Source organism: Proteus columbae (assembly GCF_002777965.1).
GTDB classification, from domain to species: Bacteria; Pseudomonadota; Gammaproteobacteria; order Enterobacterales; family Enterobacteriaceae; genus Proteus; species Proteus columbae.
Map to the genome: position 1 here is coordinate 288,037 of NZ_NGVR01000023.1, position 18,444 is coordinate 306,480.

An 18,444-nucleotide genomic window follows, 5' to 3' on the forward strand; every position below is an offset into this window, starting at 1 on the left:
CACAAAGGATGTAACGAGGTATGTGAAACAACCCCATTCGGCCGGATGCTAAATGGACGTTAATTAAATTTACTTGAAGATCATTAACATGACAGAATCTTTTGCTCAACTCTTTGAAGAATCCCTAAAAACAATCGAAACTCGTCCTGGCGCTATCGTTCGCGGCGTTGTAGTTGCTATCGATAAAGACGTTGTTCTGGTTGATGCAGGTCTGAAATCAGAATCTGCTATTCCTGTAGAACAATTCAAAAACGCTCAAGGCGAATTAGAAATCCAAGTGGGCGACGAAATTGATGTTGCTCTGGACGCGGTTGAAGATGGCTTCGGTGAAACCGTTCTGTCTCGTGAGAAAGCTAAACGTCACGAAGCGTGGCTGATGCTGGAAAAAGCTTACGAAGAAAACGAAACTGTTGTTGGTATCATCAACGGTAAAGTTAAAGGTGGTTTCACTGTTGAACTGAACGGCATTCGTGCGTTCTTACCAGGTTCACTGGTAGACGTTCGCCCAGTTCGCGATACAACTCATCTGGAAAACAAAGAGCTTGAGTTCAAAGTCATCAAATTAGACCAAAAACGTAACAACGTTGTTGTGTCTCGTCGTGCGGTTATCGAATCTGAAAACAGCGCAGAACGCGATCAGTTATTAGAAAACCTGCAAGAAGGCATGGAAGTTAAAGGTATCGTTAAGAACCTTACTGACTACGGTGCATTCGTTGATCTGGGCGGTGTTGACGGCTTACTGCACATCACTGACATGGCTTGGAAACGTGTTAAACACCCAAGCGAAATTGTCAATGTTGGCGACGAAATCACTGTTAAAGTCCTGAAATTCGACCGTGAACGTACTCGCGTATCATTAGGTCTGAAACAACTGGGCGAAGATCCATGGGTAGCTATCGCTAAACGTTATCCAGAAGGTACTAAACTGACTGGTCGTGTAACTAACCTGACTGATTACGGTTGTTTCGTAGAAATCGAAGAAGGCGTTGAAGGTCTGGTACACGTTTCTGAAATGGATTGGACTAACAAAAACATTCACCCATCTAAAGTTGTTAACGTTGGTGATGTTGTTGAAGTTATGGTTCTTGACATCGATGAAGAACGTCGTCGTATTTCACTGGGTCTGAAACAGTGCAAATCTAACCCATGGCAGCAGTTCGCAGAAACTCACAACAAGAACGACCGTGTTGAAGGTAAAATCAAGTCTATCACTGACTTCGGTATCTTCATCGGTTTAGACGGCGGTATTGATGGTCTGGTTCATTTATCTGACATTTCTTGGAATGTTGCAGGTGAAGAAGCAGTTCGTGAATACAAAAAAGGCGACGAAATCGCTGCTGTAGTTCTGCAAGTTGATGCTGAACGTGAACGTATCTCACTGGGCGTTAAACAATTATCAGAAGATCCATTCAATAATTACCTGTCTGCTCACAAAAAAGGTGCTATTGTTTCTGGTAAAGTAACTGCTGTTGACGCTAAAGGCGCAACTGTAGAATTAGCTGACGGTGTTGAAGGTTACCTGCGTGCTTCAGAAGCTTCACGTGACCGCGTTGAAGATGCAACTCTGGTTCTGAATGTTGGCGAAGCTGTAGAAGCTAAATACACTGGCGTTGACCGTAAAAACCGCGTTATCAACTTATCTGTTCGTGCTAAGGACGAAGCAGACGAGAAAGACGCTATCGCTTCTGTAAACAACAAAGAAGAAGTTGGTTTTTCAAACAACGCTATGGCTGAAGCTTTCAAAGCAGCTAAAGGCGAATAATTTAAGTTATTAACGGAAGGCAACGTTAATCGTTGCCTATTTATCGGTAGTTTAGGGAGGTAATATGACCAAGTCTGAGTTAATCGAAAGACTTGCAGGCCTACAATCTCATCTTTCGGCTAAGACGGTTGAAGAAGCTGTAAAAGAAATGCTTGATCATATGGCTGATACTTTAGCTGATGGTGAGCGTATCGAAGTCCGCGGATTCGGCAGTTTTTCTCTACACTACCGTGCGCCGCGTACGGGTCGTAACCCGAAAACTGGTGATAAAGTAGATCTGGAAGGTAAATACGTTCCACACTTTAAGCCAGGTAAAGAGTTACGTGACCGTGTAAATATTTATACGGAATAATAACTCCTGTCGAAATGGCACGATGTTAGTTAACTTTCTCAAAAACGGTGCTTAGGTGCCGTTTTTTTATTACTAATTGTTATGACTTTTAGTGTATTTTCTGCTCCCTAATCTTCTTCAATCTCTAATCTCTAATTGATTGATTGGCTCTATTTACTTTATCCCACTAGTACCTACCTTTCTTGCTTCTTCTTTACTACTGTATTCTGCTTTAGTTGTAATTTCTCTATTTAATTACCTATATCACTTAGTTGTTTTGTTTTTTACGAGTGTCTTCTCAAAATTTATTGTATGTAACAAGAAATCCTTTTCTTTTTATAAAGTATCGCTAAAAAATGACCTAAAAGCCTTTCTTTAATTAAATTATAACATCATGATATTTAAAGAATGATTGAAGGTAAGGATACTGAAAATGATTTTATTGAATCGTATGATAAATTTGTTTGAGTTAGAGGTAGTATCAATAAAACGGAAGTGCTTTCATTCAGCCTATTTTCAAAAACTCTATTTCACAAAGCTAACTTTAGATAATATTGCTTTAGCTATGGTATTAGGTTGTTTACCGTTATTAGTTCAACATACACTTTTTAGCCAAACTATTTATTCTATTATTATTTTTATTGCATTATTTCTATTATTTATTCCTTTTTGCTCATTCCGATTTTTAGCGATATTTCTGTTTTTCTGGGTTTATTCGAATATGACTGCGTCATCGTTAATGACGAGAACTGAACAGTTTGCTGATAATATGGTAATACTTGAAACCAAAGTTATGGAATATCGCCAATTAACAGATGGTAATATTATTATCAAAATACCTATTACGAAAAAAATGCTATTTTCATCATCTGTTTATGCTAACGTGTATTGGCGAAACCCGCCTAAAAATATAGCAGTAGGACAATATTGGAAGTTTAAAATTCAATTTAGAGCTGTACATAGCTATTTAAATGAAGGTGGATTTGATAGCCAAAAGTATGCTGTTTCTATGAAAGAAACGTTAACGGGTAAAGTGATGACAGCTAAGTTTATCCGAGATGATATGTCACTGCGTACTCAGCTTATTCAGACAATTTCAGCTTATTGGCAAACTGCAAAAAATAAAGGTGAAATTATTGCTTTAGTCTTAGGTGATAAACGATATATCGAACCTGAAAAAAAAGATCTCTATATGAAAACAGGGATTGCACATTTAATTGTGATATCGGGTTTACATATAGGTTTAGCCGCCTTTGCTGGTTGGGTTATTGCAAGAGGTATTCAATTTCTTTTTCCTATCAGATGGATTAATCCACAGTTCCCATTAGCCATAGCCTGGCTGTGTGGTGTCTTCTATGCTACGTTATCAGGTTGGGGAATACCAGCAACAAGGGCTGTTATTGGATTAACGGTTTGGGTGGTTTTACATTTTGGGAACCGATTATTTTTACCTTGGCAATGGGCACTTTGGAGTGCTGCACTCATTCTTATTGTTGAACCTCTTTCTATACTTTCAGCCAGTTTCTGGCTTTCATTTTCTGCTGTATTCGCCATTATTTTTTGGTATTGGATGTACCCATTAAAAACTAAATATAATCATAAAAAGCGGTGGTTTATTTTAAGATTAGTACATTTACAATTTGGTTTATTAATTATTTTATTACCATTTCAATTATATTTATTTAATGGTGCTAATTTTTTTAGTTCTATTGTTAATTTATGGGCTGTTCCTGTGATTTCTTTTATTTCAGTACCATTAATAATGTTTGGCTTATTGACATTTTTTCTCCCGTTTTTACAACCGATAATTTGGTATTGGGTTGATCTTTCTATTAGTCTTGCTTTTTGGGGTGCTCCATTATTTTTACCATTTTGGCAAGATAGTGGCGCTATTCCTTTATTATTAGGATTTTTAGGAATTGGTATTATTTTAATCATCAAAATGTCATGGTGGCGTCATCATTTTGTTTGTATTGTGGCTATTGCTACAATTTTATATTGTGAGTTAGTAGCTTCTACACATTATCAATGGCGAATGTCTATGCTAGATGTTGGACATGGTTTGGCGGTTATTATTGAAAAAGAAGGAGAGGCGATTATTTATGACACTGGAATACGTTGGAAAAGTGGTGGTTCAATTGCAAAAAGTGTCATTATTCCTTATTTAAAGAGTCATCGACTTAAACCAGTTGCATTGATAATTAGCCATGATCATCTTGATCATACGGGGGGAATTAAAGATTTAATAAAAGCTTATCCTGATTTAAGCATTCGTAGTAGTTTTGACGATCCTTCACATTTACCTTGCTTAAGTAATAAATCATGGCAGTGGAAAGAGCTTCAATTTGATGCATTATGGCCACCAAATAAATCATTCTCCCCGAAGAATAATCAATCTTGTGTGATTAATCTCAGCGATGGTAAACACAATATTCTTTTGACTGGAGATATAGAGAAAGAAGCTGAAGCTCACTTAGTAAGAGTAAAAAAAGAACAACTGAAAGCAGATGTTTTACAAGTTCCTCATCATGGTAGTCAAACATCATCCACATTGATGTTTATTCAAGCCGTATCACCAAAAATTGCACTCGTTTCTGCTGCTCGTTATAGCCCTTGGCGTTTACCTTCTGATAAAGTACATCATCGCTATAAAAAAGAAGCTATTAATTGGCTAACAACCTCTATTAGTGGGCAAGTTTCTATCGAGTTTAATCAAGATAATATTGATGTATTTACCTATAGACGAGATATTTTACCTCGTTGGTATCATCAGTGGTTTGGTGTTTTGACGTTTCCCGAGTAGAATGTCCGGCTAATTATTAAAAGTTTGGTAATGTATATATGAATGATGTAGATCTATCAACGTGGCAAACATTCCGCCGCTTATGGCCAATGATCCGACTTTTCAAAGCAGGTTTAATCACTGCTGCAGTTGCATTAGTCATCAATGCGGGCGTGGATGCATTTATGATTTCTTTATTAAAACCGTTACTTGATGAAGGTTTTGGTAAAGCGAGTAATGACGTATTAAAATGGATGCCTTTGGCCGTTATTGGACTGATAGTTCTGCGTGGTATATCTAACTTTATTTCAAGCTACTGCCTTTCTTGGGTCTCAGGAAAAGTGGTCATGAATATGCGCCGCCGACTGTTTTCTCATATTATGGGAATGCCGGTAAGCTTTTTTGATCAGCAATCAACAGGGACTTTACTCTCCCGTATCACATATGACTCAGAACAAGTTGCCTCTTCATCATCAGGTGCATTAATCACTGTTGTACGTGAAGGTGCTTATATCATTGGGCTATTTTGTTTGATGTTTTACTATAGCTGGCAATTATCCCTGATCCTTATCGTTATCGCGCCTATTGTTGCTGTTGTTATCCGATTGGTATCGACTCGTTTTAGAACGATCAGTAAACGAATTCAAAATAGCATGGGGCAAGTGACAACTAGTGCAGAACAAATGCTAAAAGGGCATAAAGAAGTTCTGATTTTTAATGGCCAAGAAGTTGAAAATAAACGTTTTAACCATGTAAGTAATCATATTCGCCGTCAAGGTATGCGTATGGTTGTTGCGTCGTCAATTTCAGATCCTATTATTCAATTGATTGCTTCTTTCGCATTAGCATTTGTCCTGTATGCAGCAAGTTTCCCTGAAATTATGGATACATTAACAGCCGGTACAATTACGGTTGTTTTCTCTTCAATGGTTGCATTAATGCGCCCACTGAAATCGCTGACTAATGTGAATGCTCAATTTCAGCGTGGTATGGCTGCTTGTCAGACGTTATTTGCTATCCTCGATATGGAGCAAGAAAAAGATACGGGTAAGCTTGAACTGAAAAAACCAACCGGTGATATTGAGTTTCGTAACGTGACTTTTCAATATGTCACAAAAGATACACCTGCACTGAAAAACATGTCATTTACTATTCCAGCGGGGAAAACTGTTGCATTGGTTGGACGTTCAGGTTCAGGTAAGTCTACGATTGCAAATCTGCTCACACGTTTTTATGACATTAATGAAGGTGAGATATTAATTAATGGTCATGATATTCGTGAATACACATTGAAATCTTTGCGTAACCAAGTCGCACTGGTTTCTCAAAATGTGCATCTTTTTAATGAAACTGTGGCAAATAATATTGTCTACGCTTGTGAAGATCAGTATACCCGTGAAGATATTGAAAAAGCGGCGAAAATGGCACATGCGATGGATTTTATCCAAAAAATGGATAAAGGTTTAGATACTGAAATTGGTGAAAATGGTGTGTTACTTTCAGGCGGACAACGCCAGCGTATTGCAATCGCAAGAGCGTTATTACGAGATTCACCAATTCTTATTCTTGATGAAGCAACATCAGCACTAGATACAGAGTCAGAGCGTGCTATTCAGTCTGCCCTTGATGAACTACAGAAGAATAGAACCTCTTTAGTGATTGCTCACCGTTTATCAACTATTGAAAAAGCGGATGAAATATTAGTTATTGAAGACGGTGAAATTGTTGAACGTGGCGCACACCTTGATTTGATTGAGAAACAAGGTATTTATGCTCAACTTCACAGGATGCAATTTGGCAAATGATTGAACGGATTTGGTCTGGTAAATCTTGGTTTTATATCCTATTGCTTCCATTCTCATGGTTGTATGGTGCGATCACACTGCTAAGGCGTTTTGCATATCAGAAAGGGTGGTTAGCATCATGGAAGGCTCCAGTTCCTGTTGTGATTGTTGGCAATTTAACCGCAGGTGGGAATGGCAAAACACCTGTTGTGATATGGCTTGTTGAGCAATTAATACAGCAGGGATTTAAACCAGGTGTTGTGTCTCGTGGTTACGGCGGGAAATCAGATCATTATCCATTACTTTTGACATCGGATACATCACCGTCCATAGCAGGTGATGAACCTGTATTGATTTATCATCGAACAGGTGTTCCCGTTGCGGTCGCACCTAATCGACGAGATGCAGTAAAAGCGTTATTAGATCAATATGAACTTGATGTGATCATCACTGATGATGGTTTACAGCATTATGCATTACAGCGTGATTATGAAATTGTTGTTATTGATGGTCAGCGTCGGTTTGGTAATGGTTGGTGGTTACCAGCAGGCCCTATGCGAGAGCGTGCAGGGCGTTTAAATTCAGTAGATGCAATTATCGTTAATGGTGGAGTAAGCCAAGGCAACGAGATAGGTATGGTGCTGGAAGGTGATATTGCTGTTAATCTTAAAACGGGAGAAAAGAAACCTGTTCAGCAAATTAAAAAGGCTGTTGCTATTGCTGGAATTGGTCACCCACCTCGATTTTTTAACTCTTTACATGAAAAAGGGATAGAGTTAATCACAACAAAAGCATTTAGTGATCATAGTGATTATAGTGTTCAAGAATTACAGGATTTAACACCTGATTTAGAACCCCTTATTATGACAGAAAAGGATGCTGTTAAATGTCAGCATTTTGCGCAAGATAATTGGTGGTATTTACCCGTTAGCGCTGAATTAAATAGTCAATCTGTGCTAAAACAAGTCAGTAATTTAATTTACGGCTCGAAAAAAACTTGTATCTGATCTGAAACAATGATATTTATAGTGAAAATCAGGATAGCGTTACATAAAAGATTACCTACCTACAGTCGCATATCGCTTTTGTCGTAGTTCAATTTAACTCGCCATTACCCTATCTACTCAAAGGCCTTGTGTGGAGAGTTTGTGGATCTTGAATGTAGGGTTGATATTTTGTGTAGTGAATAGCGTTGGCTTTTGTACACAATGAATGATAAAAACCATTTTTGATGGTGACTAATTATCTCTATATTCGGTTATCTTTTTTATCAGTGCGCAATAAATATCAACATGTCATCTTTTGGTCATATTGATACTGTAAATATTTATTGAGCTTTAAGATATTTATTAAGCTTAGCTATCACGATTTTGAACATTTATATTGAATAATAAAATGCACTACTTAAATTAATGTGTTCAGAATTTAATTGGGGTTTTATATAAGAAGACTTAATAAAAAGTAGGATGCATTTGTATAGGAAAATAAAACTATACAAAGAACAAAAGGAGTTTATCTATCATGACATTACAATTAAGAATGGGTCGCGTAAAATGGTTTGACAATAACAAAGGTTATGGTCTTATTGTTGCAAGAGATATTGAACAAGAAGTTTATGTCAATAAAAAAGCGATTGCCAATACAAAAAATAAAGCATTAACAGAAGGTCAAGACGTTGAGTTTTCTGTTATCAGAACAGCAGCAGGTTTAGAAGCCGCTGATGTTATTGGGTTTTAAATAAGGCTTAGCCTTGTTAAAGTTGTAGATAAAACGATAGTTTAACTTTGAGATTAAATTATCGTTTATGCCTATTTTTAGGTAGGCAAGCGGAAATGGTTTGCCACCAAGCTGAATAAGTAATATAAAAGGGTCGTTTCGTTAATTAGAATGTAATAAAGATAATAAAAAGGTTAAATTATTATCAATAAAAGCTGAATGTAATTCTTTATTAATGATGTTGCAGACTCAACGATAAAAAGCCACATTAATGTGGCTTTTTTGTTGCTTATAGTAAAAGATAAAATAATAAATTTATTAATAACTAAAATAATTTTCGAATTATCACTAAACGAGAGGTTTTGAGTATTAACGCTGATCCTTCCTTATGATATCCTTTTGCCATATAAAATGATTAACCCTTGAGAGGGACAAAATGGATCACCGCTTACTTGAAATTATTGCTTGCCCAGTTTGCCACGGCAAACTTATCTTTGATAAAGAAAACTCAGAGCTTATCTGCAAAATTGATCATTTAGCTTATCCTGTTCGTGACAATATCCCCGTTCTTCTGGAGAATGAAGCAAGAGAATTATCACTAGAAGAGGAAAAGTAACTTCATGTTCACGGTCATTATCCCTGGTCGATATGCATCGACCCGTTTACCGGGTAAACCCCTCGCGGATATTCATGGCAAACCTATGATTGTTCGTGTGATGGAACAGGCTATGCGCTCTGGTGCAAACCGCGTCATTGTTGCAACTGATAACTTAGATGTTGTTGCAGCAGTTGAAAAAGCGGGCGGGGAAGCGTGTATGACTCGCGAAGATCACCATTCAGGTACAGAACGTTTAGCGGAAGTCATTGAAAAATATCAATTTGCAGATGATGAAATAATCGTTAACGTACAAGGTGACGAGCCTCTTATTCCACCCGCTATTATTACCCAAGTAGCCGAAAATTTGGCAAGTTGTGGCGCAGGAATGGCAACATTAGCGGTGCCTATTGTTGACTCAAAAGAAGCTTTTAATCCTAATGCAGTGAAAGTCGTGATGGATGCAAAAGGTTTCGCACTTTATTTTTCTCGTGCAACTATTCCTTGGGAAAGAGACCGTTTTAATTTATCACATGATGAAATTGGTGAGCATTATCTACGCCATATTGGCATTTATGCTTATCGTGCAGGCTTTATTCGTCGATATATTACTTGGGAACCAAGCCCGTTAGAATCTATTGAAATGTTAGAGCAACTGCGTGTGCTGTGGTATGGCGAAAAAATCCATGTTGCAAAAGCATTAGAAGTTCCTGGAGTGGGTGTAGATACACAAGATGATCTTGTTGCAGCCAGAGCTGCATATCGAGCACTTAACCAAGAATTTTAGTCTTTGAGCGACAACAAATAATTTCAACGGCACTTAATTTTATTTAAGTGCCGTTTTTTGTATCAGCCAGCAAAGATATTTTTAATTATTGGCTTTCTTCTTTATCAGATTGATGATTTTCCTTTTCAGGAATAGTGGCGGGTTGTCCTGCCGGTTTTATTGATTGCCACATCGACCCTAAAAACTCATACCATGCACGTTCACTGTGTTGAAAATAAGTGGCGGAGGGAAAGTATTTCTCCCAGGGATGTAATGGTGAAGTGATAGCTAATTGATTAGCTGGTGCAACGATAGGGTTCATGCCTCGTGCTAAAAAGAAACGTTCAGCGCGTGCTAAATGGTTGGCAGACGTCACAAGTAAAAATGGTTTCTTACCAATTAATTTATCAACTTCATAGGCTTCTTCTTCAGTATCTTTCGGTATTGATAATGCGATAGTTCTCTCAGCAGGTACACCTAAAGATTGTGCCACCTGAGCCGCTACCTCTGCACTGCTTATCTGATTAACACCTGCACCACCTGTAAAAATCAGTGTCGAATTAGGATTGCGATAATAAAGCCTTACACCTTCAGTAACACGAAACAAACTATTGTTAAGAAGATTGGAACTTGGTGCCCATTCTGGGTTATAAGTAAATCCACCACCTAAAACAACAATGTAGTTCACATCTTGTTGCGAATTTTCTCGTAATTCATAACGAGCTTGATACTCTTTTTCACTTGGCATCAATAGTGTATCAGCAACAGGTTGTATGCCTAAAATAGTTAACAGAACAAGCGCAACAGTGAGTAGGCTTTTTCCGGTTTTTTGCCAACGCGTAAACCAAAGTAGTGCTAATGCAAAAAAAGCGATTAATAAGAGCAAAGGCAAAGGCATCAGAAAGCCTGCAACATATTTTTTGAGCAAAAACAGCATAAATCATCCTAAATTGAGTGAAATACATGCAATTGATAGCGAAAGCTTAGTGAAAACTAGGGGAATTCCAAGACGTTGTGTCAAAATAGCTAACACAACAACGTTTCACTAAGTTTTCATCAATAGAAATAAAGAACCGTTTAATTATTTATAAAAAACGATAAACGTTTGAACGTTAATTTTTTCATTAATAAGCGTTATATTTATACTGCGCTTTGCGAATAGTCTGATTCATGACTTATTTCTTTAGAGAAAACAGTCAGTATCATAGAACACTGGTAAAATTGCCGTCTTTATTTATGTACAGTGTCTCATATTTTTGAATTTATCAGAACGCAAAGAGCGCAAGTAGTAAGTTGTTATCATGAGGCGTTTTAATGTCAGATCGTAATTTTGACGATATTGCAGATAAATTCTCCCGCAATATCTATGGCACAACAAAGGGTAAAATACGTCAAGCGGTGATTTGGGAAGATTTACAACAATTATTGACCCTCTTACCTAACCGAAGTTTGCGTATTTTAGATGCAGGTGGAGGTGAGGGTTATTTCTCTCGTCAGCTTGCTAAATTAGGACACCAAATTATCTTATGTGATTTATCACAAGAGATGCTTAATCGCGCACAAGAGGCTGCGATTGAAGAGGGTGTAGTCGAGAACATGACGTTTATTTGTTGTGCAGCTCAAGAGATTAAAGAGCATATAGATGAAGGGGTTGATTTAATTCTATTTCATGCAGTGTTGGAATGGATCACGGATCAGAAAGACGCCGTAAATGTTCTTACCGATATGTTGCTACCTAGTGGTATCTTATCGCTAATGTTTTACAATGCGAATGGTATTGTCATGAGAAATGCGATTTTAGGAAATTTTCATCTGGCAAATCCTGAGATCCCACGTAGAAGAAAAAAATCACTATCACCTCAAAACCCATTGCAACCAGAAGATGTTTATCAATGGTTAAATGAGTTTTCGATGACAATATTAGGAAAAACCGGTGTCCGCGTTTTCCATGATTATTTGCAAAGTCGTCAGTTACAAAATAAAGATTTTCCATCGTTGCTTGCATTAGAGCAACGATATTGTCGGCAAGAGCCCTATATCAGTCTGGGGCGTTACATTCATGTCATGGCACAAAAGTGTGTAAATTAAGGATGTACTATGAGTGATTTTACCCAGACCGTTCCTGAGTTAGTGTCTTGGGCGAGAAAAAACGATTTCTCAATCTCACTGCCACCAGAAAGATTAGCTTTTTTGATGGCTGTCGCTGTATTAAACAGCGAGCGCCTTGATGGCGAAATCAGTGAAGGAGAGTTAATTGATGCCTTTAGGGAAGTGTGTAAAGGCTTCGAACAACCTGCTGAATCAATACAAGTTCGCGCGAATAATGCCATTAATGACATGGTAAAGCAGCGACTTTTTAACCGTTTTACCAGTGAATTGGTAGAAGGTAATGCAATATACCGTTTAACCCCGTTGGGAATTGGAATTAGTGATTACTATATTCGCCAACGTGAATTTTCATCATTGCGTTTATCTATGCAACTTTCTATTGTGGCGGGGGAACTTGATTCTGCGGCTAGCTCTGCTGAAGACGGCGGTGATGAATATCATTGGCATCGTAATGTTTTCGCGCCTCTAAAATATTCAGTGGCGGAAATTTTCGATAGCATTGATTTGTCTCAGCGAATTATGGATGAGCAGCAAAATACAGTAAAAGAAGATATTGCTGCGTTATTGAATCAAGATTGGCAAGCAGCTATTTCGAGCTGTGAACAGCTGTTATCTGAAACATCCGGTACATTAAGAGAGCTACAAGATACGCTTGAAGCCGCTGGCGACAAACTTCAAGCCAATCTTTTACGTATTCAGGAAGCAAATATGAATACGGGCCATGTTGAGCAAATAGACACATTAGTGTTTGAACTTCAAAGTAAGTTAGACCGCATTATTAGTTGGGGTCAGCAATCTATTGATTTATGGATTGGATACGATAGACATGTCCATAAATTTATTCGTACAGCAATTGATATGGATAAAAACCGTATTTTCTCTCGCCGTTTACGTCAATCCGTACAAAACTATTTCGACAACCCATGGGCATTAACTTACGCTAATGCTGATCGGTTGTTTGATATGCGTGATGAAGAGCTGGTTCTACGTGATGAAGAGGTCACAGGTGAGTTACCCGAAGAGCTTGAATATCAAATGTTCAGTGAAGTGAACGAACAGATAGCGCAATGGGTAGAACAAGAGCTTGCTTCTTACAAATTAGAACAACGAGCATTAGATCTCAGTTCAGTGTTAGTTGAATATCTTAATCGTTATCCGCAACAGAAACATTTCGATGTTGCACGTATTGTTATTGATCAAGCAGTACGATTAGGTGTAGCGAAAGCTGAGCTCGCAGGATTACCTGCAAAATGGTCAGAAATTAACGAATATGGAGCTAAGGTACAAGCGCATGTCATCGATACATACTGAACAATTTATGCCAGCTAAACTGGCGCAGGCATTAGCGAACTCACTTTTTCCTGAACTGGATAGCCAGTTACGTGCAGGTCGACATATCGGTATAGACTCTCTGGATAATCATGCTTTTTTGATGGATTTTCAAGATGAGTTATCAGACTTTTATGCGCGTTATAATGTCGAATTAATTAGAGCGCCAGAAGGCTTCTTCTATTTGCGTCCTCGTTCAACCACACTTATTCCACGCTCTGTTCTCTCTGAAATGGATATGCTGGTGGGGAAAATACTTTGTTATCTCTACCTTAGCCCTGAGCGATTAGCGAATCAGGGAATATTCACCGTTCAAGAGCTGTTCGATGAATTAAGAACATTAGCAGATGAAACCAAACTTCTACGTTTAGTGAATCAACGCTCAACAGGTTCTGATCTTGATTTGCAAAAATTACAAGAAAAAATGAGAACCTCGTTAAATCGTTTACGTCGTTTAGGCATGATTTCATTCTTATTAAATGATATGCAGCGTTTTTCGATCACTGAGTCTGTTTTCCGCTTTGGTGCCGATGTACGAAGTGGCGATTCTCCACTTGAGGCTCAAATGCGAATGATCCGCGATGGTGAAGCTATGGCGCTTGAAGATAGCTCAGAAGCACTTAACGATGATGAAGAAAATGAAGATGAGCAATTACAATCCAGTGAAGATGATGCGGAGGGAGAAAATAAATGATTGAACGGGGAAAATTTCGCTCATTAACACTTATCAACTGGAATGGGTTTTTTGCTCGTACTTTTGATTTAGATGAGTTGGTGACTACATTATCAGGTGGTAATGGTGCGGGTAAATCAACCACAATGGCTGCATTTATTACAGCTATGATCCCTGATCTAACTTTACTTCATTTCCGTAATACCACAGAAGCAGGATCAACAAGCGGATCTCGTGATAAAGGTTTATACGGGAAACTGCGTCCAGGTGTGTGTTATGCCGTATTAGATGTGATTAACTCGCGTCACTTACGTGCGGTGGTTGGTGTTCGTTTACAGCAAATTGCAGGACGTGATAAGAAAGTTGATATCAAACCCTTTATGATCCAAGGGCTGCCAATGGCGGAAAACCCAACAGAAATTTTGACGCAAGCTGTTGCAGATCGCCAAGCCCGTGTTTTACCGCTTAATGAATTAAAAGAAAAAGTTGAAGCCATTGATGGAGTTGTTTTTAGACAATTTAACTCTATCACTGATTTCCATGCTGTGATGTTTGATTTAGGGGTTATTCCTAAACGTTTACGCTCTGCAAGTGATCGTGCCAAATTCTATCGTTTAATTGAAGCCTCATTGTATGGTGGTATTTCAAGTGCGATTACACGCTCTCTACGTGATTATTTACTACCTGAAAATAGTGGTGTAAGAAAAGCGTTCCAAGATATGGAAGGCGCATTACGTGAAAACCGAATGACGCTTGAAGCTATTCGTGTTACTCAATCTGATCGTGACTTATTTAAGCATTTAATTACAGAAGCGACATCTTATGTTGCTGCTGACTATATGCGCCATGCCAATGAACGACGAGTTCATCTTGATGAAGCTTTAACCGTGCGTCGTGAATTATGGAGTCAGCGTAAATCCATTAATAACGAAGCATATCGTTTTGTTGAAATGGGTAAAGAGTTAGAAGAGCAACAAGCGTTATCTTCTGATCTTGAAGCGGATTATCAAGCGGCAAGCGACCGATTAAACTTAGTGCAAAATGCGGTTCGCCAACAAGAAAAAATTGACCGCTATGTCGCTGATGTGGAAGAAATCACTTTTCGCTTAGAAGAACAAAGTGAAGTGGTTGAAGAAGCCGCCTCAAAGAAAGAAGAACTTGAAGCACGTTTAGAGACAGCAGAAGAAGAAGTCGATGAACTGAAAAATCAGTTAGCAGATTATCAGCAAGCATTAGACGTACAACAGACACGCGCTATTCAATATCGCCAAGCTGTACAGGCTTTAGAGCGCGCTAAAGCACAATGTGCTATTGATGATTTAGACGAAACGAATGCGGAACAATGGGCTGAACGAATTCAGGCTAAAATTCAAACCATTACACATTCATTACTTTCTATGGAGCAGAAACTCAATGTTTCTGAAGCGGCTAAAACGCAATTTGATCAAGCCTATAAACTGGTGAGTTCAATTGTAGGTGAAGTTGAACGCCAAAACGCATGGGATGCAGCAAAAACAGCATTGCGTGAATGGTCTTCTCATCGACATCAAGCGGATAGGGTTCATCCTATTCGTATGCAGTTAGCTGAATTAGAACAGCGTTTACATCAACGAAATAACGCAGAACGTCAACTTGAAGAGTTTAATAAACATCATGGCAAATCGATGGAGCCAGATGACCTATTAATTCTACAAGATGAGTTAGAAGCCAAAATTGAAGAGCTGAGCGATTACGTTAATGAATCTGGCGAACAGCGTATGCAAATGCGCCAAGAGCTAGATCAGCTTAAACAACAAATTGAAAAACTGAAAAAACAAGCACCGGCATGGCTTGCGGCACAAGATGCGTTAACACAATTATGTGAGCAGACTCGTCAATCTTTTGAAACGGGTCATCAAGTAACAGAATATATGCAACAGTTACTTGAGAAAGAGCGTGAAGCAACTGTATTACGTGATGAAACGGCTTCTCGAAAACAACAGATTGAAGTGCAAATTGAACGTTTAAGTCAGCCAAGTGGTGCTGAAGATGGGCGATTAATTACGTTAGCGGAACGCTTTAATGGTGTTTTATTATCAGAAATTTATGATGATATTACGTTAGACGATGCACCTTATTTCTCTGCATTATATGGTCCTGCACGTCATGCAATTGTTGTGCAAGATCTCTCTTTGGTTCAGGAACAATTAGAAACATTAGAAGATTGCCCTGAAGATCTCTATTTTATTGAAGGCGACCCACAATCTTTCGATGACAGTGTATTTAATGCTCAAGAGATGGATAAAGCCGTTCTTATCAAGAGTACTGATAGACAATGGCGTTATTCTCGCTACCCTGAAATTCCACTGTTTGGTCGAGCAGCGCGTGAAAATCAATTAGAAATTTTATCGCGTCAACGTGATGAGCTTTCTGAGCTTTACGCAACACAAGCTTTTGATGTACAGAAGATCCAACGTGCTCACCATGCCTTTAGTCAGTTTGTGGGACAACATATTTCTGTGGCATTTGAGGCTGATCCTGAAGAGAATATTCGTCAGCTTAATCAGCGACGTAACGAGTTAGAAAGAGCGTTAGCGCAATACGAAGAGAGTACTCAACAACAGCGTCAACATTATGCCCGTGCTAAAGAATCGTTGAATCTTCTTAATAAGCTTATTCCTCAAGTTAATATCTTGATGGATGAAACGCTTATTGATCGTGTTGAAGAGTTACGCGAAGAACTGTATGCCGCTGAAGAGTCAATGCGCCACTTACAGCGTCACGAAAAAGCATTAGCAACATTAGAGCCTATCGCCTCAATCTTACAAAGTGATCCACAAGCGCATGAACAATTAGCGCAAGATTATGAGCAAGCAAAAGCAGAGCAGCAACGTTATCAGCAACAAGCTTTCTTGCTGGTGGAAGTGGTACAGCGCCGCCCTCACTTTAGTTATAGTGATGCCGTTGAGATTGTCAGTGAAAATAGTGATCTTAACGAGAAGTTACGTCACCGTTTAGAGATGGCAGAAACAGAACGAGCTACGGCAAGAGAACTTTATCGTCAGCAACAAGCCCAATGTGCTCAATTTAATCAAGTACTTGCATCATTAAAAAGCTCCTTTGATACTAAATCTGAATTGCTAAGAGAACTTGAGCAAGAGATGCGGGATACAGGGATCCATATTGATATTGGTGCAGAAGCAAGAGCTAAAGAGCTTCGTGATCAACGTTATTCTGCGGTAAGTGCAAACCGCACACGTATTAGCCAACTTGAGCGAGATATCGCACTGAGTGAAGCCGAGCGAGATAATCTAACCAAGAAAATTCGTAAACTTGAACGTGACTACATTCAAATTCGTGAGCATGTTGTGAGTGCAAAAGCGGGTTGGTGCGCGGTCATGCGATTAGTGAAAGAAAATGGTATGGAGCGTCGTTTACACCGACGAGATTTTGCTTATCTTTCTGCTGATGAATTACGTTCAATGTCAGATAAAGCGTTAGGTGCTTTACGCCAAGCGGTTGCTGATAACGAATATTTACGTGATGCGTTACGTCGCTCAGAAGATGCGAAATATCCTGATCGAAAAGTTCAGTTCTTTATTGCGGTATACCAGCATTTAAGAGAACGTATTCGCCAAGATATCATTAAAACCGATGATCCAGTTGATGCAATTGAGCAGATGGAAATCGAACTTGCTCGTTTAACTGAAGAGTTAACTAGCCGTGAGCAAAAATTAGCGATTAGTTCACGAAGTGTCGCGAATATTATTCGTAAAACTATTCAGCGTGAGCAAAATCGTATTCGTATGTTAAACCAAGGTTTGCAAGCAGTTTCATTTGGTCAGGTGCGTGGTGTCCGACTTAACGTCAATATTCGTGAAAGTCATCAAGTGTTATTGGATGTGCTATCTGAAGAAGATAACCAGTATCAAGATCTATTTAAAAACCAAAACCTGACCTTCTCTGAAGCAATGGCGAAACTTTATCAGCGTTTAAACCCTCAGGTGGACATTGGTCAACGTATGCCACAAACCGTGGGGGAAGAGCTGTTAGATTACCGTAATTACCTTGAAATGGATGTCGAAGTCAATCGTGGACCAGAAGGTTGGTTAAAAGCAGAAAGTGGTGCTTTATCAACAGGTGAAGCGATTGGTACGGGGATGTCAATTCTGGTGATGGTCGTACAAAGCTGGGAAGAAGAATCACGACGCTTAAGAGGAAAAGATATCTCTCCTTGTCGTTTACTCTTCCTCGATGAAGCGGCGCGTTTAGATGCGAAATCTATTGCGACATTATTTGAGCTTTGCGACCGTCTTGATATGCAGTTAATTATTGCGGCACCAGAAAATATCAGCCCAGAAAAAGGAACAACCTATAAATTAGTACGTAAAGTGTTTAATGGCACTGAACATGTACACGTTGTTGGGTTAAAGGGTTTTGGCCAACAGGCTGAAAAAGATAAAATTGCATCATCAAATGTTGCTGAAATAACAGAATAATTTTATTCCATTATCAGCCTCAAAGGGCAAGAATAAAGGCGCTACGAGCTTATGCTTATAGCGCCTTCTTTTTTTAAAGTGTTATATAGATCAAAAAATGAAAGTAAATTAACAAAAAA

13 protein-coding genes are annotated in these 18,444 nt (G+C 38.7%); 12 read left to right on the plus strand and 1 reads right to left on the minus strand.

The annotated features are described in order from the left end of the window. Positions 1-88: 88 nt before the first annotated feature. The 8 genes from rpsA (at position 89) to kdsB (ending at position 9,757) form a co-directional block, all read left to right on the plus strand. The gene (gene rpsA / locus CBE70_RS12310) at positions 89-1,762 is read left to right on the plus strand and encodes a 30S ribosomal protein S1 (protein WP_006537421.1); all 1,674 of its coding nucleotides are present in this window, start codon (positions 89-91) and stop codon (positions 1,760-1,762) included. Between the two features lie 64 nt (positions 1,763-1,826). Then, a complete protein-coding gene (gene ihfB, locus CBE70_RS12315) occupies positions 1,827-2,114 on the plus strand; it encodes an integration host factor subunit beta (protein WP_006537420.1) in 288 nt (95 codons plus the stop codon). Between the two features lie 412 nt (positions 2,115-2,526). Then, complete coding sequence (locus CBE70_RS12320) at positions 2,527-4,896, plus strand: DNA internalization-related competence protein ComEC/Rec2 (protein WP_100159573.1); 2,370 nt, start codon at positions 2,527-2,529, stop codon at positions 4,894-4,896. A 38-nt stretch (positions 4,897-4,934) separates the two neighbouring features. Then, the gene (gene msbA / locus CBE70_RS12325) at positions 4,935-6,680 is read left to right on the plus strand and encodes a lipid A ABC transporter ATP-binding protein/permease MsbA (RefSeq protein ID WP_100159574.1); all 1,746 of its coding nucleotides are present in this window, start codon (positions 4,935-4,937) and stop codon (positions 6,678-6,680) included. Further along, the gene (gene lpxK, locus CBE70_RS12330; protein WP_100159575.1) at positions 6,677-7,666 is read left to right on the plus strand and encodes a tetraacyldisaccharide 4'-kinase; all 990 of its coding nucleotides are present in this window, start codon (positions 6,677-6,679) and stop codon (positions 7,664-7,666) included. The genes msbA and lpxK overlap by 4 nt, the downstream gene beginning before the upstream one ends. A 514-nt stretch (positions 7,667-8,180) precedes the next feature. Next, positions 8,181-8,396: a cold-shock protein gene (locus CBE70_RS12335; RefSeq protein WP_023581324.1), complete on the plus strand. Its 216-nt coding sequence runs from the start codon at positions 8,181-8,183 to the stop codon at positions 8,394-8,396. Positions 8,397-8,811: 415 nt separating this feature from the next. Further along, positions 8,812-8,991: a Trm112 family protein gene (locus CBE70_RS12340; RefSeq protein ID WP_004244593.1), complete on the plus strand. Its 180-nt coding sequence runs from the start codon at positions 8,812-8,814 to the stop codon at positions 8,989-8,991. A gap of 4 nt (positions 8,992-8,995) precedes the next feature. After that, positions 8,996-9,757 carry a 3-deoxy-manno-octulosonate cytidylyltransferase gene (kdsB, locus tag CBE70_RS12345; RefSeq protein WP_100159576.1) on the plus strand — a complete coding sequence of 254 codons (762 nt, stop codon included), beginning with the start codon at positions 8,996-8,998 and terminating at the stop codon, positions 9,755-9,757. 85 nt (positions 9,758-9,842) lie between these two features. Here the strand turns inward: kdsB and elyC are convergent, their stop codons facing one another. Next, complete coding sequence (gene elyC / locus CBE70_RS12350; RefSeq protein WP_100159577.1) at positions 9,843-10,673, minus strand: envelope biogenesis factor ElyC; 831 nt, start codon at positions 10,671-10,673, stop codon at positions 9,843-9,845. 377 nt (positions 10,674-11,050) lie between these two features. Between elyC and cmoM the strand changes: the two genes are divergently transcribed. From cmoM to mukB, 4 genes are read left to right on the plus strand one after another with little or no spacing between them, the layout of a single operon-like run. Then, positions 11,051-11,824, plus strand: coding sequence for a tRNA uridine 5-oxyacetic acid(34) methyltransferase CmoM (gene cmoM, locus CBE70_RS12355; RefSeq protein WP_100159578.1), 774 nt, complete (start codon positions 11,051-11,053; stop codon positions 11,822-11,824). Positions 11,825-11,833: 9 nt separating this feature from the next. Next, positions 11,834-13,156, plus strand: coding sequence for a chromosome partition protein MukF (mukF, locus tag CBE70_RS12360; protein ID WP_100159579.1), 1,323 nt, complete (start codon positions 11,834-11,836; stop codon positions 13,154-13,156). Next, a complete protein-coding gene (gene mukE / locus CBE70_RS12365; RefSeq protein ID WP_100159580.1) occupies positions 13,137-13,868 on the plus strand; it encodes a chromosome partition protein MukE in 732 nt (243 codons plus the stop codon). Before mukF ends, mukE begins: the two co-directional genes overlap by 20 nt. Then, positions 13,865-18,325 (plus strand): chromosome partition protein MukB, encoded by a 4,461-nt coding sequence (gene mukB, locus CBE70_RS12370; protein ID WP_100159581.1) that lies wholly within the window; start codon positions 13,865-13,867, stop codon positions 18,323-18,325. Before mukE ends, mukB begins: the two co-directional genes overlap by 4 nt. Positions 18,326-18,444: the final 119 nt, after the last annotated feature.